Raw genomic sequence first — 20,432 nt, forward strand, 5'->3', positions numbered from 1 at the left:
CTTGTCGTCATACGACGGCGCCGGTGTCACTTCCAGACGAAGAGGTTGTCGCCGGCTTTCACGTCGCCGTCGCCACGCAGATCGGAGAGAGACTCGGCCGTGGCCTCCAGAGCCACGACAGGGCACACCGGGGACTTGCCGGCGGCCTCGACGGCCACGGGATCCCAACGCACCACACCCTGACCACGAGTCACCCTGTCACCTTTGCTCACGAGCAGCTCGAAGCCCTCGCCGTTGAGCTGCACGGTGTCGATGCCCAGATGCGTGAGCACGCCGTGCCCGCTCTCGTCGACGACCACGAAGGCATGCGGATGCAGAGAGACGATGACTCCGTCCACGGGAGCGACGGCCTCGGAAGGTTCACGCACGGGATCGATCGCAGTGCCCGGGCCGACCATGGCCCCGGAGAAGACCGGATCGGGCACGGCTGCCAATCCGATGGCGCGTCCTGCCAGCGGCGACGTCACGGTGGTCATGGGAAGCCTCCCAAGAGTGGAGATCTATGTACGGGCCGTCACCACATGTCCGCGCGGCGCACTGGGCAGCAGCGTATGACATGTGAAGTGGCGGTTCCGTATGGAAGATACCCACAAGTGGTCTAGACCACAACCCCGAGAGATTTGCACCGGCTTCGTGGCCCCGTGTACAGTCGTACTCCTGCTTGGGGCTGAGCGACGCGATCAGGTGTCCTCGCCCGGCAGAACTCAACTTTGTTAGGACCTGTCTTGGGTCGCCTTCTGCATGTCTGCAGAGCGGTGGTCAGAGAGACGGAAAAACACTGATAGAGTTGGAAACATCGAAGGGAAGCGCCCGGAGGAAAGCCCGAGAGGGTGAGTACGAAGGAAGCGTCCGTTCCTTGAGAACTCAACAGCGTGCCAAAAATCAACGCCAGATATGTTGATACCCCGTCTCCGGCCGTCATGGCTGGGGCGAGGTTCCTTTGAAATAACACAGCGAGGACGCTGTGTGTGAGGGGACTATTCCTCCTCTCGCACCGCTCTCGTGGTGTCATCCCGATTACGGGAGAACATTCACGGAGAGTTTGATCCTGGCTCAGGACGAACGCTGGCGGCGTGCTTAACACATGCAAGTCGAACGATGAAGCCCTTCGGGGTGGATTAGTGGCGAACGGGTGAGTAACACGTGGGCAATCTGCCCTGTACTCTGGGACAAGCCCTGGAAACGGGGTCTAATACCGGATATCACTTCCACGGGCATCTGTGGGGGTCGAAAGCTCCGGCGGTGCAGGATGAGCCCGCGGCCTATCAGCTTGTTGGTGAGGTAACGGCTCACCAAGGCGACGACGGGTAGCCGGCCTGAGAGGGCGACCGGCCACACTGGGACTGAGACACGGCCCAGACTCCTACGGGAGGCAGCAGTGGGGAATATTGCACAATGGGCGCAAGCCTGATGCAGCGACGCCGCGTGAGGGATGACGGCCTTCGGGTTGTAAACCTCTTTCAGCAGGGAAGAAGCGCAAGTGACGGTACCTGCAGAAGAAGCGCCGGCTAACTACGTGCCAGCAGCCGCGGTAATACGTAGGGCGCAAGCGTTGTCCGGAATTATTGGGCGTAAAGAGCTCGTAGGCGGCTTGTCACGTCGGGTGTGAAAGCCCGGGGCTTAACCCCGGGTCTGCATTCGATACGGGCTAGCTAGAGTGTGGTAGGGGAGATCGGAATTCCTGGTGTAGCGGTGAAATGCGCAGATATCAGGAGGAACACCGGTGGCGAAGGCGGATCTCTGGGCCATTACTGACGCTGAGGAGCGAAAGCGTGGGGAGCGAACAGGATTAGATACCCTGGTAGTCCACGCCGTAAACGGTGGGAACTAGGTGTTGGCGACATTCCACGTCGTCGGTGCCGCAGCTAACGCATTAAGTTCCCCGCCTGGGGAGTACGGCCGCAAGGCTAAAACTCAAAGGAATTGACGGGGGCCCGCACAAGCAGCGGAGCATGTGGCTTAATTCGACGCAACGCGAAGAACCTTACCAAGGCTTGACATACGCCGGAAAACCGTGGAGACACGGTCCCCCTTGTGGTCGGTGTACAGGTGGTGCATGGCTGTCGTCAGCTCGTGTCGTGAGATGTTGGGTTAAGTCCCGCAACGAGCGCAACCCTTGTCCTGTGTTGCCAGCATGCCCTTCGGGGTGATGGGGACTCACAGGAGACCGCCGGGGTCAACTCGGAGGAAGGTGGGGACGACGTCAAGTCATCATGCCCCTTATGTCTTGGGCTGCACACGTGCTACAATGGCAGGTACAATGAGCTGCGATACCGTGAGGTGGAGCGAATCTCAAAAAGCCTGTCTCAGTTCGGATTGGGGTCTGCAACTCGACCCCATGAAGTCGGAGTTGCTAGTAATCGCGCAGATCAGCATTGCTGCGGTGAATACGTTCCCGGGCCTTGTACACACCGCCCGTCACGTCACGAAAGTCGGTAACACCCGAAGCCGGTGGCCCAACCCCTTGTGGGAGGGAGCTGTCGAAGGTGGGACTGGCGATTGGGACGAAGTCGTAACAAGGTAGCCGTACCGGAAGGTGCGGCTGGATCACCTCCTTTCTAAGGAGCACTTCCAGGCAGCCGCGAGGTTGTCCAGGGGCCAGTACACCGGCGAGTGTCCGGTGCTGGTTGCTCATGGGTGGAACGTTGATTATTCGGCGCACTTGACCATCTCTTCATTCCCAGTACTGCTTCGGCGTGGAACGGGACGAGGAGGGGCGAGGGTGTCGGGCACGCTGTTGGGTGTCTGAGGGAATGAACCCTCGACGTTGCCGGGGTCCGAGTGGTTGGCGGACGACTGGTCGTTGTTTGAGAACTGCACAGTGGACGCGAGCATCTGTGGCCAAGTTTTTAAGGGCGCACGGTGGATGCCTTGGCACCAGGAACCGATGAAGGACGTGGGAGGCCACGATAGTCCCCGGGGAGTCGTCAACCAGGCTTTGATCCGGGGGTTTCCGAATGGGGAAACCCGGCAGTCGTCATGGGCTGTCACCTGCTGCTGAACACATAGGCAGTGTGGAGGGAACGCGGGGAAGTGAAACATCTCAGTACCCGCAGGAAGAGAAAACAACCGTGATTCCGGGAGTAGTGGCGAGCGAAACCGGATGAGGCTAAACCTACGACGTGTGAGACCCGGCAGGGGTTGCGTCGTGGGGGTTGTGGGATCTCTTTTCCACGGTCTGCCGGCCGTGGGGCGAGTGAGAAACCGTTGATGTAGGCGAAGGACATGCGAAAGGTCCGGCGTAGAGGGTAAGACCCCCGTAGTCGAAACGTCAGCGGCTCGTTTGAGAGACACCCAAGTAGCACGGGGCCCGAGAAATCCCGTGTGAATCTGGCGGGACCACCCGCTAAGCCTAAATATTCCCTGGTGACCGATAGCGGATAGTACCGTGAGGGAATGGTGAAAAGTACCCCGGGAGGGGAGTGAAATAGTACCTGAAACCGTGTGCCTACAAGCCGTGGGAGCGTCGGATGGGAGCTTGCTTCCATCTCGTGACTGCGTGCCTTTTGAAGAATGAGCCTGCGAGTTTGCGGTGTGTTGCGAGGTTAACCCGGGTGGGGTAGCCGTAGCGAAAGCGAGTCCGAAGAGGGCGGTGGAGTAGCACGCTCAAGACCCGAAGCGGAGTGATCTAGCCATGGGCAGGTTGAAGCGGAGGTAAGACTTCGTGGAGGACCGAACCCACCAGGGTTGAAAACCTGGGGGATGACCTGTGGTTAGGGGTGAAAGGCCAATCAAACTCCGTGATAGCTGGTTCTCCCCGAAATGCATTTAGGTGCAGCGTCGTGTGTTTCTTGCCGGAGGTAGAGCACTGGATAGGCGATGGGCCCTACCGGGTTACTGACCTTAGCCAAACTCCGAATGCCGGTAAGTGAGAGCGCGGCAGTGAGACTGTGGGGGATAAGCTCCATGGTCGAGAGGGAAACAGCCCAGAGCATCGACTAAGGCCCCTAAGCGTACGCTAAGTGGGAAAGGATGTGGAGTCGCAGAGACAACCAGGAGGTTGGCTTAGAAGCAGCCACCCTTGAAAGAGTGCGTAATAGCTCACTGGTCTAGTGATTCCGCGCCGACAATGTAGCGGGGCTCAAGCGTACCGCCGAAGTCGTGTCATTGCGATATTGACCCCCAACGGGGATCGTGATGGGTAGGGGAGCGTCGTCTGCCGGGTGAAGCAGCACCGGAAGGTAGTTGTGGACGGTTGACGAGTGAGAATGCAGGCATGAGTAGCGATTCACACGTGGGAAACGTGTGCGCCGATTGACTAAGGGTTCCTGGGTCAAGCTGATCTGCCCAGGGTAAGTCGGGACCTAAGGCGAGGCCGACAGGCGTAGTCGATGGATAACCGGTTGATATTCCGGTACCCGCTGTGAAGCGTCAAACATCGAACCTTCTGATGCTAAGGCCGTGAAGCCGCCCCGGAGCCTTCGGGCAAGGGGGAGTGGTGGAGCCGCCGGACCAAGGTGGTAGTAGGTGAGTGATGGGGTGACGCAGGAAGGTAGTCCATCCCGGGCGGTGGTTGTCCCGGGGTAAGGGTGTAGCCCGAGTGGTAGGTAAATCCGCCACTCATGGAGGGTGAGACCTGATGCCGAGCCGATTGTGGTGAAGTGGATGATCCTATGCTGTCGAGAAAAGCCTCTAGCGAGTTTCATGGCGGCCCGTACCCTAAACCGACTCAGGTGGTCAGGTAGAGAATACCGAGGCGTTCGGGTGAACTATGGTTAAGGAACTCGGCAAAATGCCCCCGTAACTTCGGGAGAAGGGGGCCACACCTGGTGAAGGGTCTTGCACTCTGAGCTGGGGGTGGCCGCAGAGACCAGCGAGAAGCGACTGTTTACTAAAAACACAGGTCCGTGCGAAGCCGTAAGGCGATGTATACGGACTGACGCCTGCCCGGTGCTGGAACGTTAAGGGGACCGGTTAGCTCACTTTCGGGTGGGCGAAGCTGAGAACTTAAGCGCCAGTAAACGGCGGTGGTAACTATAACCATCCTAAGGTAGCGAAATTCCTTGTCGGGTAAGTTCCGACCTGCACGAATGGCGTAACGACTTCTCGACTGTCTCAACCATAGGCCCGGTGAAATTGCACTACGAGTAAAGATGCTCGTTTCGCGCAGCAGGACGGAAAGACCCCGGGACCTTTACTACAGTTTGATATTGGTGTTCGGTTCGGCTTGTGTAGGATAGCTGGGAGACTGTGAAAGCCATACGCCAGTATGGTGGGAGTCGTCGTTGAAATACCAGTCTGGTCGTGCTGGATGTCTAACCTGGGTCCGTGATCCGGATCAGGGACAGTGTCTGATGGGTAGTTTAACTGGGGCGGTTGCCTCCTAAAGGGTAACGGAGGCGCCCAAAGGTTCCCTCAGCCTGGTTGGCAATCAGGTGTTGAGTGTAAGTGCACAAGGGAGCTTGACTGTGAGACCGACGGGTCGAGCAGGGACGAAAGTCGGGACTAGTGATCCGGCGGTGGCTTGTGGAAGCGCCGTCGCTCAACGGATAAAAGGTACCCCGGGGATAACAGGCTGATCTTCCCCAAGAGTCCATATCGACGGGATGGTTTGGCACCTCGATGTCGGCTCGTCGCATCCTGGGGCTGGAGTCGGTCCCAAGGGTTGGGCTGTTCGCCCATTAAAGCGGTACGCGAGCTGGGTTTAGAACGTCGTGAGACAGTTCGGTCCCTATCCGCTGTGCGCGTAGGAGTCTTGAGAAGGGCTGTCCCTAGTACGAGAGGACCGGGACGGACGAACCTCTGGTGTGCCAGTTGTTCTGCCAAGGGCATGGCTGGTTGGCTACGTTCGGGAGGGATAACCGCTGAAAGCATCTAAGCGGGAAGCCTGCTTCGAGATGAGGACTCCCACCCACTTGATGGGTAAGGCTCCCAGTAGACGACTGGGTTGATAGGCCGGATATGGAAGCACGGTAACGTGTGGAGTTGACCGGTACTAATAGGCCGAGGGCTTGTCCTCAGTTGCTCGCGTCCACTGTGTTAGTTCTGAGGCAACGACCCCGTATGTGTGTGTACGGTCCGGTCGAACTTCATAGTGTTTCGGTGGTCATAGCGTGAGGGAAACGCCCGGTTACATTCCGAACCCGGAAGCTAAGCCTTACAGCGCCGATGGTACTGCAGGGGGGACCCTGTGGGAGAGTAGGACACCGCCGAACTCCCTTTAGAGCTCCGGCTCTTGGGCACACAAGCCCAAGAGCCGGAGCTTTTTTGCGTTGAGGTAAGGTCAGGGGGCATCGTTGGCACGTTTCCCACAGGAGGCCCCCGGGTGGAGGTCCAGGAGACCCGCGTCCAGACAGACCGGGTGCTCACCATCCCGAACATCCTCAGCATGGCGCGGCTCGTCGGCGTGCCGCTCTTCCTGTGGCTGATCCTCAGGCCCGAGTTCGGCGGCCCCAAAAGTGACGGCTGGGCGCTTCTGGTGCTGGCTCTGAGCGGGGTCAGTGACTACCTGGACGGCAAGCTCGCGCGGCGCTGGAACCAGATCAGCAGTCTCGGCCGGCTTCTCGACCCGGCGGCGGACCGGCTCTACATTCTCTCGACTTTGGTCGGTCTCACGTGGCGCGAGATTCTGCCTCTCTGGTTGACCGCTGTACTTCTGGCGCGAGAACTGGTTCTGCTGGTGATGGTGGGCATCCTCAGGCGGCACGGCTATCCGCCGCCGCAGGTGAACTTCCTGGGGAAGGCGGCCACGTTCAACCTGATGTACGCCTTCCCGCTCCTCCTGCTCAGTGACGGAACTGGATGGATCTCGTCACTCGCTGCTATTTTCGGATGGGCGTTCGCCGGATGGGGTACAACGCTGTACTGGTGGGCAGGAGTCCTCTACGTGGTACAGGTCCGCCGCCTGGTCCGTGCGGACGCCATGGCCGACTGAGCTCGCCGATTGGCATTGGTGGTGGCTCGATGGCCCGCGGCGGCAAAATGCGGGACAATCTGGACGGGTGAAGTCGGCTAGACCGTCGTCTCTTCTAGGAGGACGCTTCCGACATGAAGGCCGTCGTGATGGCCGGAGGCGAAGGCACACGCCTTCGTCCCATGACCTCAAGCATGCCCAAGCCGCTCCTACCGGTCGCCAATCGGCCGATCATGGAGCACGTTCTGCGGCTGCTCAAAAGGCATGGGCTCAATGAGACCGTCGTAACTGTCCAGTTCCTGGCGTCACTGGTCAAGAACTACTTCGGTGACGGCGAAGAGCTCGGAATGGAGCTCACCTATGCCAACGAGGAGAAGCCACTCGGTACCGCCGGAAGTGTCAAGAATGCCGAAGAGGCGTTGAAGGACGACGCTTTCCTCGTCATCTCCGGCGATGCGCTCACTGACTTCGACCTCACCGAGCTGGTCAATTTCCACAAGGAAAAGGGTGCACTGGTCACGGTCTGTCTGACGCGTGTGCCCAATCCGCTGGAATTCGGGATCACCATCGTCGACGAGGAGGGAAAGGTCGAGCGCTTCCTGGAGAAGCCGACCTGGGGGCAGGTCTTCTCGGACACGGTGAACACCGGCATCTATGTGATGGAGCCCGAGGTCTTCGACTATGTCGAGGCCGATGTGCCCGTCGACTGGTCCGGCGACGTCTTCCCGCAGCTGATGAAGGAGGGCAAGCCGGTCTACGGCTATGTCGCCGAGGGCTACTGGGAGGACGTCGGTACCCATGAGAGCTATGTGAAGGCGCAGGCCGACGTCCTCGAAGGCAAGGTCGACGTCGAGATCGACGGATTCGAGCTCTCGCCCGGCGTGTGGGTGGCGGAGGGAGCCGAGGTGCATCCCGATGCCGTTCTGCGCGGTCCGCTCTATATCGGGGACTACGCCAAGGTCGAGGCCGGCGCCGAGATCCGTGAACACACCGTCGTCGGCTCGAATGTCGTCGTGAAGACCGGCGCCTTTTTGCACAAAGCCGTCGTGCACGACAACGTGTACGTCGGTCAGCACAGCAATCTGCGGGGCTGTGTCGTCGGAAAGAACACCGACATCATGCGCGCAGCCCGGATCGAGGACGGCGCGGTCATCGGTGACGAGTGCCTGATCGGTGAAGAATCGATCGTGCAGGGCAATGTGCGGGTCTACCCGTTCAAGACCATCGAGGCCGGCGCGTTCGTCAACACCTCGGTGATCTGGGAGTCCAGGGGGCAGGCGCATCTCTTCGGGGCCCGAGGCGTCTCCGGAATCCTGAATGTGGAGATCACGCCCGAACTCGCCGTGCGGCTCGCCGGTGCCTACGCGACCACGCTCAAGAAGGGCTCCACGGTCACGACGGCCCGCGACCACTCCCGTGGTGCCCGTGCGCTGAAGCGGGCGGTCATCTCCGCGCTGCAGGCCAGCGCCATCGACGTACGAGACCTGGAAAACGTACCGCTGCCCGTGGCGCGGCAGCAGACCGCCAGGGGGAGTGCCGGCGGGATCATGATCCGGACGTCGCCAGGGGTTCCGGATTCCGTGGACATCATGTTCTTCGACGGGCAGGGTGCGGATCTGTCGCAGGGCAGTCAGCGCAAGCTGGACCGGGTGTTCGCGCGGCAGGAGTACCGGCGTGCGTTCCCGGGTGAGATCGGGGACCTGCATTTCCCGGCCAGTGTCTTCGACTCGTACACGGGTTCGCTGCTTCGGAACGTCGACACGACCGGGATCTCCGAGTCCGGGCTGAAGGTCGTCGTCGACGCGTCGAACGGCAGTGCGGGGCTTGTGCTGCCCAGTCTCCTCGGCAAGCTCGGGGTGGACTCGCTGACCGTCAATCCCGGTCTCGACGAGTCCAGGCCGACGGAGTCCGCCGATGTGCGGAGGTCCGGCCTGGTGCGGCTCGGAGAGATCGTGGCGTCGTCCAGGGCTGCTTTCGGGGTGCGGTTCGACCCCGTCGGCGAGCGGCTCTCACTGGTCGACGAGAAGGGGCGGATCGTCGAGGACGACCGGGCGCTGCTCGTGATGCTCGACCTGGTGGCCGCGGAGCGGCGCAGCGGACGTGTGGCGCTGCCGGTGACCACCACGAGGATCGCGGAGCAGGTGGCGGCCTATCACGGGACGCAGGTCGATTGGACCACCACGTCGCCCGACGACCTGACCCGGGTGGGGCGTGACGAGACGACCATCTTCGGCGGGGACGGCAAGGGCGGGTTCATCGTCCCGGAGTTCAGCAGCGTCTTCGACGGTACGGCGGCCTTCGTACGGCTGATCGGGCTGGTGGCGCGGACGCAGCTCACGCTCAGCCAGATCGACGCGCGCATTCCGCGTGCGCACGTCCTGAAGCGGGATCTGGCGACTCCCTGGGCCGTCAAGGGCCTGGTGATGCGGCGGGTCGTCGAGGAGGCAGGAGACCGCTTCGTGGACACCACCGACGGTGTACGGGTGGTGGAGACCGACGGGCGCTGGGTGATGGTGCTGCCCGACCCGGCGGAAGCGGTCACCCACCTGTGGGCCGAGGGGCCGGACGATGCGTCCGCCCAGGCGTTGCTCGACGAGTGGTCGGCGGTCGTGGACAGCGCCGGGCGCTGAAACACGCACCACGCGCGCGTGCCGGACAGGTGTCCCCAAAGGGGCCTGTCCGGCACGCCGGTGGGGCCATTCGGAGGTAGTGGTCGCCACGTGCGACGATGTGCGGCATGCCGCAGCAGCCCCCCGTTCGGAGCACACCGACGCGCCCCTCGCGGCCGGACGCGTCCATGTCGCTGCTCACCAACGTCATGGACCACAGCCTCGATGACGGATACGCCGAGGCCGCCGCCCGGAAGAAGGCCGAGGGTGCCGACCGCATGCCGAAGACGCTGCGGGCGAAGCTCGGTCTCGCCGCGGGCCTGGTGCTCGCGGCACTGGTCGTGACAGTTGGTGCGGCACAGGCGCGGGTCGCCGCCCCGGTCGTCGCCAAGGAGCGCGAAGAGCTCATCGACCGCATCGACCGGGAGACCGAGGCGGCTGACGAGCTCGAGGGCAGCGTCGACACGTTGCGTGACGACGTGAGCGCGCGGCAGCGTGAGGCGCTGAAGGCCGGCGGGGGTGGTGATCAGGCAGAGCTCCTCGGCATCCTGTCGGGCGCGGTCGCGGTGCACGGCCCCGGCGTGAAACTCGTCGTGAACGACGCGAAGGAAGCCACTACGGGCGGTGACGGCGACCCGCGTGAGACTTCCGGGTTCTCCGACACCGGGCGTGTGCGCGACCGCGACCTGCAGCGCGTGATCAACGGGCTGTGGGAGTCGGGCGCCGAGGCCGTCTCCGTCAACGGGCAGCGGCTGACGGCGCTGTCGGCGATCAGGGCCGCGGGGGACGCGATACTGGTCGACAACAAGCCGCTGGTGCCGCCGTACACGGTGTTCGCCGTGGGGGACGGGAAACAGCTGAGCAGCAGGTTCCAGAACAGCGCCGACGGGGTGTACCTGCACGTCCTGCAGGAGGAGTACGGCATCCGGACCAGCATCTCCACGGAGAAGGACCTCCGGCTGCCCGCCGCACCGAGTGTGATCGTACGTACAGCACAGCCGAGAACTGAGAAGGGCACATCGTGATCGCCGTACTGGGCCTCGTCGTGGGAGTCGTGGCCGGCCTGTTGGTCCGGCCTGAGGTTCCGGCGGTCGTCGAGCCTTATCTGCCGATCGCCGTCGTGGCGGCGCTCGACGCCGTCTTCGGAGGTCTGCGGGCCATGCTCGACGGCATCTTCGACGACAAGGTCTTCGTGGTGTCGTTCCTGTCGAACGTCGTCGTGGCCGCGTTGATCGTTTTCCTGGGCGACAAGCTGGGCGTGGGCGCCCAGTTGTCGACGGGTGTCGTGGTCGTCCTGGGTATCCGTATTTTCTCCAACGCCGCGGCGATCCGCCGGCACGTTTTCCGGGCGTGAGGCCGATGAGCGAGCAGGACGAGGCGCCCGAGAACAGGCTGCGCAAGGAACTGCCCGAAGAGGTTCCCGCGGCACCCGCCGAGGAGGACGCCCGCGAGGATCGGTCCGAGGTCCGGCTGACCGGTCGGCAGCGGCTCGTCAACGGGTTGTGGCCGCCACGGGTGAGCCGCGCCCAACTGATCGTCGCGGTGCTGCTGTTCGGCCTGGGCTTCGGCCTGGCCGTCCAGGTCGCCTCCAACAGTGAGGGCAGCAATGCCCTGCGCGGTGCGCGCCAGGAGGATCTCGTGCGCATCCTCGATGAACTGGACGACCGTACTCAGCGTCTTGAGGACGAGAAGCAGGGTCTCGAGAAGCAGCGTCAGGAGCTGGAGAACAGCTCCGACCAGGCCGAGGAGGCCCGCAAGCAGACGGTCGAGAAGGAGAAGCAACTCGGCATCCTGGCGGGCACGGTGGCCGCGCAGGGGCCCGGTATCACGATGACCATCGACGACACGAAGGGGACGGTCGAGGCAGACATGCTGCTCGATGCGATCCAGGAGCTGCGCGCCGCCGGCGCCGAGGCGATCCAGGTGAACGGCGTGCGTGTCGTCGCGGGCACCTATCTTTCGGATTCGGGCAAGAGCGTGAGCGTCGACGGGAACAAGATCACCGCGCCCTATCGTTTCAAGGTCATCGGCAAGCCGCAGGATCTCGAACCGGCGCTCAACATCCCTGGAGGCGTGGTGCAGACCCTCGAGAAGGAGCAGGCCACCGTGACTGTCGAGCGGTCGACCAAGATCGTCGTGGACGCCTTGCGGGCGGCGAAGCAGCCTGACTACGCTCGGTCGTCCTCGTAGTGAACCGGCGGTGCATGGGGGACGTCAGGCAGGGGCATGAGGTTGCGGGGGGTCGGCGCACCGATCGGGTGGTGCGTGGTGGAAACTGTCTGGTGGATACGGACGTTGTGAGGATGTCCGGGTCGGCCGGCGTAATGAGTCAGGGTTCGTCCTGCCCCACGGGCGGGTCTGTTTCGGTCAAGGGGAATCGCCCGTGAAGTTGTTTGCGAAGTTGTTCGGCAAGAGCGCGCGAGAGGGCAGCGACAACGCGACCGCTCGCCATCGCGCACAGCCCGACGAAGAGGGTCAGCGGCCGTTGTTCCGGGACCAGGTCGGTGGTCCGGGTGGTGACATTTCCGGAGGTCAGGGCGCGCCGTCTGTTGACCCTGCCCAGTCCGGCGGCATAGGTTTCGGGCAACCGTCAACCTCAAGTACGGGTGGAGGGTTTTCCCCTATGTCGGCCCTGGTGTGTACGAGGTGCGGTAACCGCAACGCGGAGAACAGCCGCTTCTGCTCCAACTGCGGCGCCCCGCTGAGGGGAGGGGCTGCGGCGGAGCGTCCGTCCGAGACGACGTCCACGATCTCCATCTCCGGCATCGAGGCCTACGACGCGGAGGCCACCGGACAGACCCAGATCCCGGCGCTCTCCCCGGAGGCGCAGGCGGCGGTCGACGCGCTGCCGCTGGGCTCCGCGCTCCTGGTCGTGCGCCGCGGGCCGAACTCGGGGAGCCGCTTCCTCCTGGACGGCGAACTGACCACGGCCGGGCGCCATCCGCAGAGCGACATCTTCCTGGACGACGTGACGGTCTCGCGCCGCCATGTGGAGTTCCGGCGCAATCCGGACGGCACGTTCAGGGTGGCGGACGTGGGCAGTCTGAACGGCACATACGTCAACCGGGAGCGGATCGACGAGGTCGCTCTGTCGAACGGTGACGAGGTGCAGATCGGCAAGTACCGGCTGGTCTTCTACGCGAGCCAGCGGGGCTACTGACCCTCCCCCGGACTCCGTCCGGGGGGACCCCAGGGAAGGTCCATGCTTCAAACACCGAGGGGCGGCGCCGGACACGGCACCGCCCCCACGGACAGTGGGCTGATGAGCATCGGCACGGTGCTGAACGTGCTGCGCGACGAGTTCCCCGAAGTCACCATCTCCAAGATCCGCTTCCTGGAGTCGGAGGGGCTCATCGAGCCGCAGCGCACTCCCTCGGGGTACCGCAAGTTCAGTGCACAGGATGTCGAGCGCCTCGGCCACGTACTGAGGATGCAGCGGGACCACTATCTGCCGCTCAAGGTGATCCGTGAGCACCTCGACGCCATGGAGCGCGGCGAGGCCGTACCACTGCCCGCCCTGAGTCGCCAGCGGGACGGCGAGGCCGGGCAGGAGCCGTTCGAGGCAGCCACCGCGGCCCGGATCGGGCGTGCCGAGCTGCTTGCCGCCGCCGGGATCGGCGAGCGGGAGCTCGAGGAGTGGGAGTCCTACGGCCTCCTCGCTCCCCTGGAGGACGGGGTGTACGACGCGGAGGCCGTCACAGTGGCCTCGCTCGTCGTCGAGCTCGGTCGGTTCGGGATCGAGCCGCGGCACCTGCGGGTGATGAAGGCCGCGGCGGACCGCGAGGCGGGGCTTGTGGACCAGGTGGTGGCCCCGCTGAAGCGCCACCGCAATCCGCAGACGAGGGCGCACGCCGAGGCTCGTACGAAGGAGCTGGCGGGGCTGACGGTCAAACTGCACGCGGCGCTGGTGCAGACTGCCCTCGGGGTGCGGCTGCCATGAGCACGGCGAGTTCGCCCTGGGCGGATCAGCCACCTCTTACCGGCCCGACTACCCAAACGTCTCGGACACGGCCTAGGGTTGCTGTGTGAACGAGCTCGATGTCGTAGGTGTCCGGGTCGAAATGCCCTCCAACCAACCGATCGTGCTCCTGCGTGAAGTGGGAGGCGACCGTTACCTCCCCATCTGGATCGGGCCGGGGGAGGCCACGGCGATCGCCTTCGCCCAGCAGGGCATGGCCCCTGCGCGACCGCTGACCCACGACCTGTTCAAGGACGTGCTGGAGGCCGTCGGTCAGGAGCTCACCGAGGTGCGCATCACGGATCTGCGTGAGGGCGTGTTCTACGCGGAGCTGGTCTTCGCGAGCGGTGTAGAGGTGAGTGCCCGTCCGTCCGACGCCATAGCGCTGGCCCTGCGCACCGGAACGCCGATCTACGGCAGCGACACGGTGCTCGATGACGCGGGCATCGCGATTCCGGACGAGCAGGAGGACGAGGTCGAGAAGTTCCGTGAGTTCCTCGACCAGATCTCGCCGGAGGACTTCGGCACCAGCAGCCAGTAGCCGAACCGAAATGCCGGCATTTGCCAGGGGCGCGCGAAAGCGTCCTGCGGCCCCTTGTCAGCGCATTCGGCTAGCCTTTCCCCGCGGTGGCGGAGGGGAAACCACTCCTAGGGTGATTATCACTCGGCGTGCCGAGTGTGGCGGTCGTTGACGCACCCCTGGTGGCTGCCTACCGTCGAGGAGGCAGGTCAAGGACGGAGGTCGGCGTGGGAAGCAGCGGCGACGGTACGGCTGGGGGTGCCCCCGGACGCGAGTTCGGGGAGAGCGGTCCGTACCCGCTTCATGGCAGCGTTCCGCAGCGACCGACAGCCGTGCCGAGCAGCGGAGGGGCGACGTCCATGGCGTCCGAGCAGATCGGCTACCGCGGTCCGACGGCGTGTGCGGCCGCGGGCATCACTTACCGGCAACTGGACTACTGGGCGCGCACCGGGCTCGTCGAGCCGAGCGTGCGGCCCGCATACGGGTCGGGGACGCAGCGCCTGTACAGCTTCCGGGACGTCGTCGTCCTGAAGATCGTCAAGCGGTTCCTCGACACCGGCGTGTCGCTGCAGAACATCCGCACCGCGGTGCAGCATCTGCGCGAGCGCGGTTTCCGCGATCTGGAGCGCATGACGCTGTTGAGCGACGGCGCCACGGTCTACGAGTGCACCTCGCCGGACGAGGTCCACGCCCTGCTGCAGGGCGGTCAGGGCATCTTCGGTATCGCCGTGGGCGTGGTGTGGCGGGACGTCGAGAGCGCCCTGTCGCAGCTGCACGGGGAGCGCATCGACACCGGTGAGACGCTCGTCGGGCACAACCCGGCGGACGAGCTCGCGCGTCGGCGCAATCGGGCCGTCTGAGGGTCAGCAAGCGCCGGGTCCCTCGGAGCGGCGCTGGGCGGGCAAGGCCGTGTCAGCGGCATTGTCAGTGGCGTGGTGCAGCATCGGACATGTGAGAAACGCGCCCACGATCCTGCATCTCGACATGGATGCCTTCTTCGCCTCGGCGGAACAGGCGTCCAAGCCGAGCCTGCGCGGGAAGGCGGTCGTGGTGGGCGGGCTCGGTCCGCGCGGGGTGGTCGCCACCGCGTCGTACGAGGCCCGGGTCTTCGGTGTCCACTCGGCGATGCCCATGGCCCAGGCGCGCCGACTGGCTCCGAACGCCGCGTATCTGGTGCCGCGCGGAGGGTTCTACCGGACGATCAGCGACCAGGTGATGGCGCTGCTGCGGGCGCTGTCGCCGCTGGTGGAACCACTGAGCCTGGACGAGGCGTTCGTGGACCTGGAGGCCGGGGGAGTGGCCTGGGACAGCGACTCGGCGCGGTTGGTGGGGACGCAGCTGCGCGCGGACATACGAGCCGGCACGGGGCTCACGGGGTCGGTGGGCCTGGCCGCCTCGAAGATGATCGCGAAGATCGCCTCCGAGCAGGCCAAGCCCGACGGGCTGGTGCTGATCGAGCCCGGGACCGAGCGGGCGCTGCTCGGGCCCATGTCGGTGCGGACGTTGCCGGGGGTGGGGCCGGCGACGGGCGACCATCTGCGGCGGGCCGGGATCACCACGGTCGACGAGATCGTCGAGGCGGGCGAGGACGAGCTCGTACGACTGGTGGGGAAGGCTCATGGACACGGCCTGTACGCGATGGCGCTGGCGCGCGACGACCGGCCCGTGGTGGCCGAGCGTGAGGCCAAGTCGGTGTCGGTCGAGGACACGTACGACGTGGACATCCACGACCGGGTGCGGGTGGGGCTGGAGGTGCAGCGGCTGGCGGACCGCTGTGTGCGGCGGCTGCGCGGGTCCGGGCTGTCCGGGCGGACCATCGTGCTGAAGGTGCGGCGGTACGACTTCTCGACGCTGACCCGGTCCGAGACGTTGCGCGGGCCGACGGACGACCCGGCTGTCGTGCGGGAGGCGGCGGCGCGGTTGCTGGACTCCGTGGACACCACGGGCGGCGTGCGACTGCTCGGCGTGGGGGTCAGCGGGCTCGCCGACTACACACAGGAGGACCTGTTCGCACAGGCGGCGGGGGAACAGGAGGACGAGACGACGGAGGAGACGGCGGACGACGCCGTACAGGAGCAGCAGGAGCCCGCGGCGCGGAGCTGGCGGCCCGGGTACGACGTGCGGCACGCGGAGTACGGGCCGGGGTGGGTGCAGGGCAGCGGGCTGGGCCGGGTCACGGTGCGGTTCGAGACGCCCGACTCCGAGCCCGGGCGGGTACGGACGTTCCCCGTCGACGACCCCGACCTGGAGCCGTCGGATCCGTTGCCGCTCGTGGCGCGAAGACCCGAGAAGGCCGAGCCCACGGCTCAGGGACTCCGGCCGGGCTCGGGGTGAAGGGCTCAGGTCTCGTCGGTGCCGGCCACCTTGCCGAAGTCGTGGTCCCGGAGCGGGGGAGGAGGTGCGACGTCGAGGCCGTAGTGGTGGTAGAGCTGGAGTTCCTGTTCCGGGGACAGATGGCGGCCTACGCCGAAGTCGGGCGCGTCCTTGATCAAGGACCGGTCGAAGGGGACGCGCAGGGTGCCCTCGATCAGCTCGCTGGGCTCCAGAGGGACGAAGGCGTCCCTGCTGAACAGGCCGGTTCGTATGGCCGCCCACTCGGGCACGCCGGTCGCGTCGTCGAGGTACACCTCGTCGATCGTGCCGATCTTCGTGCCGTTGCGGTCGAACGCCTTGCGGCCGATCAGGTTGCGCGGATCGATGTCGGTCTGCACGGGCCCTCCACTTGGTCGCAACTCATCCGTAAGCACTACAAAAGAACACATTGCGGACGGCGGCCACTCGAAGGCTGCGGCGTTGACCTCGCTGGTAGGCTTGCAACGGCTGCTGACCCCGTGCGGGAGAGTCCTCCAGACACCATCGGAGGCGCCGAAGGAGCAAATCCTCCCCGGAATCTCTCAGGCCCACGTACCGCACGGACGAGGTCACTCTGGAAAGCAGGGCGGGTGCGACGGCTTCCGCCCTCACCGACGGTGAAAGCCGGGAGCCCTCGGGCGACCAGGTGAAGCTCTCAGGTTGAGATGACAGAGGGGGAGGCCGTCCGGGTACCCGCGCCGTGGTGCCCCTCGAAGGTCGCGTCAGACCAGGAGGCCTCCGCAATGACCGCCCATCGCATTCCGCTCTCCGAGCTCGAGCAGGGAATTCCCTTCGAGCAGCGCCACATCGGCCCTGACCATGAGGCCCGGGCCAAGATGCTCGCGCAGGTCGGCTACGGCTCGCTCGACGAGCTGACCGCCGCCGCGGTCCCGGATGTGATCAAGAACGCCGATGCCCTGGACCTGCCGGGCGCGCGCACCGAGGCCGAGGTGCTGGCCGAGCTGCGTTCGCTGGCCGATCGCAACCAGGTGCTCGACTCCATGATCGGGCTCGGCTACTACGGGACGTTCACACCGCCGGTGATCCTTCGGAACGTCATGGAGAACCCCGCCTGGTACACCGCCTACACGCCGTACCAGCCGGAGATCTCGCAGGGGCGCCTCGAAGCGCTGCTGAACTTCCAGACCATGGTCGCCGACCTCACCGGCCTGCCGACCTCCGGTGCCTCGCTGCTCGACGAGGGCACGGCCGCGGCCGAGGCCATGGCGCTGTCCCGGCGCATGGGCAGGAACAAGAAGGGCCTCTTCCTGGTCGACGCGGACACGCTGCCGCAGACCGTCGCCGTGATCGAGACGCGCGCCGAGCCGACCGGTGTCGAGGTCGTCGTCGCCGACCTCAGCGACGGCATCCCCGCCCAGATCGCCGGGCGTGAGATCAACGGCGTGCTGGTCCAGTACCCGGGCGCCTCCGGCGCCGTACGCGACATCAAGCCCCTGATCGAGCAGGCGCACGAGCTGGGTGCCCTCGTCACCGTTGCCGCCGATCTGCTCGCGCTCACCCTGCTGAAGTCGCCCGGTGAGCTGGGGGCGGACATCGCGGTCGGTACGACGCAGCGGTTCGGTGTGCCGATGGGCTTCGGCGGGCCGCACGCCGGATACATGGCCGTCCACGAGAAGTTCGCGCGCAGCCTGCCCGGACGCCTTGTCGGCGTGTCCGTGGACGCGGACGGGCACAAGGCCTACCGGCTCGCGCTGCAGACCCGTGAGCAGCACATCCGCCGCGAGAAGGCGACCAGCAACATCTGCACCGCCCAGGTGCTGCTCGCCGTCATGGCGGGGATGTACGCCGTCTACCACGGGCCCGAGGGTCTGAAGGCCATCGCCCGGCGGACGCATCGCTACGCCACGATCCTCGCCGCGGGACTCACCGCCGGCGGCCTCGAGGTCGTCCACGGCTCCTACTTCGACACGCTCACCGTGCGCGCCGAGGGCCGTGCCGCCGAAGTGGTCGCCACCGCGCGCCGCAACGGCGTCAACCTGCACCTCGTCGACGCGGACCACGTCTCCCTCGCCTGCGACGAGACGACCGCGCGGGCCCAGATCGGCGCCGTGTGGAACGCCTTCGGGGTCGAGGGCGACATCGAGGCGCTGGACGCCGCCACCGAGGACGCCCTTCCGGACGAGCTGCTGCGCACCGACGACTACCTGACCCACCCGGTCTTCCACCAGTACCGTTCCGAGACCGCGATGCTGCGGTACCTGCGCAGGCTCGCCGACCGCGACTACGCCCTCGACCGCGGCATGATCCCGCTGGGCTCCTGCACGATGAAGCTCAACGCGACCACGGAGATGGAGCCGGTCACCTGGCCCGAGTTCGGGCAGCTGCACCCCTTCGCGCCCGCCGAACAGGCGCAGGGCTATCTCACGCTCATCCGCGAGCTGGAGGAGCGACTCGCGGAGGCCACCGGGTACGACAAGGTGTCCCTGCAGCCCAACGCCGGATCGCAGGGCGAGCTGGCCGGGCTGCTCGCCGTGCGCGGCTACCACCGGGGCAACGGCGACGATCAGCGCACGGTCTGCCTCATCCCCTCCTCCGCGCACGGCACCAACGCCGCGAGCGCCGTCATGGCCGGTATGAAGGTCGTCGTCGTGAAGACCGCCGAGGACGGCGAGATCGACGTCGAGGACCTGCGCGCGAAGATCGAGCAGTACCGTGACGAGCTCGCCGTGCTGATGATCACGTACCCCTCCACGCACGGCGTGTTCGAGGAGCACGTGGCCGACATCTGCGGACAGGTGCACGACGCCGGCGGGCAGGTGTACGTCGACGGTGCCAACCTGAACGCCCTGGTGGGGCTCGCCAAGCCCGGGCACTTCGGCGGTGACGTCTCACACCTGAACCTGCACAAGACGTTCTGCATCCCGCACGGCGGCGGCGGTCCGGGCGTGGGCCCCGTGGCCGTACGCTCGCACCTGGCGCCGTACCTGCCGAACCACCCGTTGCAGCCCGCGGCCGGCCCGGAGACGGGTGTGGGCCCGATCTCGGCGGCCCCCTGGGGCTCCGCGGGCATCCTGCCGATCTCGTGGGCGTACGTCCGGCTCATGGGCGGCGAGGGGCTCAAGCGGGCGACGCAGGTGGCGGTGCTCAGCGCCAACTACATCGCCAAGCGGCTCGAGCCGCACTACCCGGTGCTCTACACCGGCCCCGGCGGACTCGTCGCGCACGAGTGCATCATCGATCTGCGGCCCCTGACGAAGGCGACGGGCGTGAGCGTCGACGACATCGCCAAGCGGCTGATCGACTACGGCTTCCACGCGCCGACCATGTCCTTCCCCGTGGCCGGGACGCTGATGATCGAGCCGACCGAGTCCGAGGACCTGATCGAGCTGGACCGCTTCTGCGAGGCGATGATCGCCATTCGCGCGGAGATCGAGAAGGTCGGAGCGGGCGAGTGGCCGGCCGACGACAACCCGCTGCGGGGTGCCCCGCACACCGCGGCCGCGCTGGGCGGGGAGTGGGAGCACGCGTACAGCCGTGAGGAGGCGGTGTTCCCGGCCGGTGTCTCGGCCGCCGACAAGTACTGGCCGCCGGTGCGCCGCATCGACCAGGCCTTCGGTGACCGGAACCTGGTCTGCTCGTGCCCCCCGCTGGACGCGTACCAGGACTGAGCCGGCGCGTGAAGGGCTCCCGCCTGGTCGAGGCGGGGGCCCTTTCCCTTTCAGGCTGTCGCGAGCGACACCTCGGTCGACTTGATCAGGGCGACGACGGGTGTGCCTGACGCGAGGCCGAGATCGGTGGCGGCGTCCTTGGTGATCGCTGCGGTCAGTTCGCTGGTGCCGTCGACGGCGATCTTGACGGTCGCCATCGCGGTGCCGGTGATGACGTCGGTGACCTTGCCGGGCAGCTGGTTGCGGATGGAGAGGCCTCCGACGAGGCCCGTGGCGAGGGAGATCTCGGTCGACTTCACCAGGGCGCGTACGGCGGAGCCCGTGGTGAGGCCGAGGTCCTCGACGGCCTCCACGGTGATCGCCGCCGTGAGGTCCTGACCGCCCGTCAGTCGGACCTTGACGGCGGCCATGGCCTCGCCCTGGGTGACTTCGGTGACGGTGCCGGGGAGCTGGTTGCGGATGCTCAGGCTCATGGGGAACGCCTCACAGAAGGTGGGGGAGCGGGGTGGAA

General features: G+C 65.6%; 13 protein-coding genes, 3 rRNA genes, 1 pseudogene and 1 riboswitch. Of the genes and pseudogenes, 14 read left to right on the forward strand and 3 right to left on the reverse strand.

The features are described 5' to 3' along the window. Nucleotides 1–26 precede the first annotated feature (26 nt). Nucleotides 27–476, reverse strand: coding sequence for a PTS glucose transporter subunit IIA (locus ABZO29_RS37585; protein WP_367324659.1), 450 nt, complete (start codon nt 474–476; stop codon nt 27–29). A 554-nt stretch (nt 477–1,030) separates the two neighbouring features. Between ABZO29_RS37585 and ABZO29_RS37590 the strand changes: the two genes are divergently transcribed. The 13 genes and pseudogenes from ABZO29_RS37590 to ABZO29_RS37650 all read left to right on the forward strand — a co-directional run bounded on the left by ABZO29_RS37590 (nt 1,031) and on the right by ABZO29_RS37650 (nt 16,358). Then, nucleotides 1,031–2,558, forward strand: a 16S ribosomal RNA gene (locus ABZO29_RS37590). 281 nt (nt 2,559–2,839) lie between these two features. Beyond that, nucleotides 2,840–5,959, forward strand: a 23S ribosomal RNA gene (locus ABZO29_RS37595). A 79-nt stretch (nt 5,960–6,038) separates the two neighbouring features. Further along, a 5S ribosomal RNA gene (rrf, locus tag ABZO29_RS37600) occupies nt 6,039–6,155 on the forward strand. The 16S, 23S and 5S rRNA genes sit together here, the layout of an rRNA operon. A gap of 110 nt (nt 6,156–6,265) precedes the next feature. Beyond that, on the forward strand, nt 6,266–6,874 hold the full coding sequence (locus ABZO29_RS37605) for a CDP-alcohol phosphatidyltransferase family protein (protein WP_366839109.1): 609 nt from the start codon (nt 6,266–6,268) through the stop codon (nt 6,872–6,874). 113 nt (nt 6,875–6,987) lie between these two features. Next, nucleotides 6,988–9,483, forward strand: a complete 2,496-nt coding sequence (locus tag ABZO29_RS37610; RefSeq protein WP_367324660.1) for a sugar phosphate nucleotidyltransferase — start codon at nt 6,988–6,990, stop codon at nt 9,481–9,483. A gap of 98 nt (nt 9,484–9,581) precedes the next feature. Continuing rightward, a complete protein-coding gene (locus ABZO29_RS37615; RefSeq protein ID WP_367324661.1) occupies nt 9,582–10,487 on the forward strand; it encodes a DUF881 domain-containing protein in 906 nt (301 codons plus the stop codon). Continuing rightward, nucleotides 10,484–10,816: a small basic family protein gene (locus ABZO29_RS37620; RefSeq protein ID WP_003988855.1), complete on the forward strand. Its 333-nt coding sequence runs from the start codon at nt 10,484–10,486 to the stop codon at nt 10,814–10,816. The genes ABZO29_RS37615 and ABZO29_RS37620 overlap by 4 nt, the downstream gene beginning before the upstream one ends. A gap of 5 nt (nt 10,817–10,821) precedes the next feature. Further along, on the forward strand, nt 10,822–11,652 hold the full coding sequence (locus tag ABZO29_RS37625; protein WP_367324662.1) for a DUF881 domain-containing protein: 831 nt from the start codon (nt 10,822–10,824) through the stop codon (nt 11,650–11,652). An 85-nt stretch (nt 11,653–11,737) separates the two neighbouring features. Further along, a complete protein-coding gene (locus tag ABZO29_RS37630; RefSeq protein WP_367326347.1) occupies nt 11,738–12,622 on the forward strand; it encodes an FHA domain-containing protein in 885 nt (294 codons plus the stop codon). Nucleotides 12,623–12,664: 42 nt separating this feature from the next. Beyond that, a complete protein-coding gene (locus ABZO29_RS37635; RefSeq protein WP_367324663.1) occupies nt 12,665–13,402 on the forward strand; it encodes a MerR family transcriptional regulator in 738 nt (245 codons plus the stop codon). 85 nt (nt 13,403–13,487) lie between these two features. Beyond that, entirely contained in the window at nt 13,488–13,961 is a 474-nt protein-coding gene (locus ABZO29_RS37640) for a bifunctional nuclease family protein (protein WP_026253112.1), read from the forward strand. A gap of 206 nt (nt 13,962–14,167) precedes the next feature. Then, nucleotides 14,168–14,800 (forward strand): MerR family transcriptional regulator, encoded by a 633-nt coding sequence (locus ABZO29_RS37645; RefSeq protein WP_367324664.1) that lies wholly within the window; start codon nt 14,168–14,170, stop codon nt 14,798–14,800. Nucleotides 14,801–14,891: 91 nt separating this feature from the next. Then, a pseudogene (locus ABZO29_RS37650) lies at nt 14,892–16,358 on the forward strand (DNA polymerase IV). Here ABZO29_RS37650 and ABZO29_RS37655 read toward each other — a convergent pair. After that, nucleotides 16,280–16,651: a PRC-barrel domain-containing protein gene (locus ABZO29_RS37655; protein ID WP_367324665.1), complete on the reverse strand. Its 372-nt coding sequence runs from the start codon at nt 16,649–16,651 to the stop codon at nt 16,280–16,282. The pseudogene ABZO29_RS37650 and the gene ABZO29_RS37655 sit on opposite strands and share 79 nt — an antisense overlap. A gap of 113 nt (nt 16,652–16,764) precedes the next feature. Then, nucleotides 16,765–16,860: riboswitch (glycine riboswitch) on the forward strand. Nucleotides 16,861–17,035: 175 nt separating this feature from the next. Between ABZO29_RS37655 and gcvP the strand changes: the two genes are divergently transcribed. After that, on the forward strand, nt 17,036–19,921 hold the full coding sequence (gcvP, locus tag ABZO29_RS37660; protein ID WP_367324666.1) for an aminomethyl-transferring glycine dehydrogenase: 2,886 nt from the start codon (nt 17,036–17,038) through the stop codon (nt 19,919–19,921). 50 nt (nt 19,922–19,971) lie between these two features. Here the strand turns inward: gcvP and ABZO29_RS37665 are convergent, their stop codons facing one another. Beyond that, the gene (locus ABZO29_RS37665) at nt 19,972–20,394 is read right to left on the reverse strand and encodes a molybdopterin-binding protein (RefSeq protein ID WP_367324667.1); all 423 of its coding nucleotides are present in this window, start codon (nt 20,392–20,394) and stop codon (nt 19,972–19,974) included. Nucleotides 20,395–20,432 lie beyond the last annotated feature (38 nt).

Origin of the sequence: Streptomyces sp. HUAS ZL42 (genome assembly GCF_040782645.1) — a bacterium.
In the GTDB taxonomy this organism is placed as follows: Bacteria; Actinomycetota; Actinomycetes; order Streptomycetales; family Streptomycetaceae; genus Streptomyces.

What these genes read in the sequence shown, in the direction of transcription:
- ABZO29_RS37610 (WP_367324660.1), top strand. Translation starts at nt 6,988, where the DNA reads ATGAAGGCCGTCGTGATGGCCGGAGGCGAAGGCACACGCCTTCGTCCC.
- ABZO29_RS37585 (WP_367324659.1), bottom strand. Translation starts at nt 476, where the DNA reads ATGACCACCGTGACGTCGCCGCTGGCAGGACGCGCCATCGGATTGGCA.
- ABZO29_RS37665 (WP_367324667.1), bottom strand. Translation starts at nt 20,394, where the DNA reads ATGAGCCTGAGCATCCGCAACCAGCTCCCCGGCACCGTCACCGAAGTC.
- ABZO29_RS37625 (WP_367324662.1), top strand. Translation starts at nt 10,822, where the DNA reads ATGAGCGAGCAGGACGAGGCGCCCGAGAACAGGCTGCGCAAGGAACTG.
- ABZO29_RS37635 (WP_367324663.1), top strand. Translation starts at nt 12,665, where the DNA reads ATGCTTCAAACACCGAGGGGCGGCGCCGGACACGGCACCGCCCCCACG.
- ABZO29_RS37615 (WP_367324661.1), top strand. Translation starts at nt 9,582, where the DNA reads ATGTGCGGCATGCCGCAGCAGCCCCCCGTTCGGAGCACACCGACGCGC.
- gcvP (WP_367324666.1), top strand. Translation starts at nt 17,036, where the DNA reads ATGACCGCCCATCGCATTCCGCTCTCCGAGCTCGAGCAGGGAATTCCC.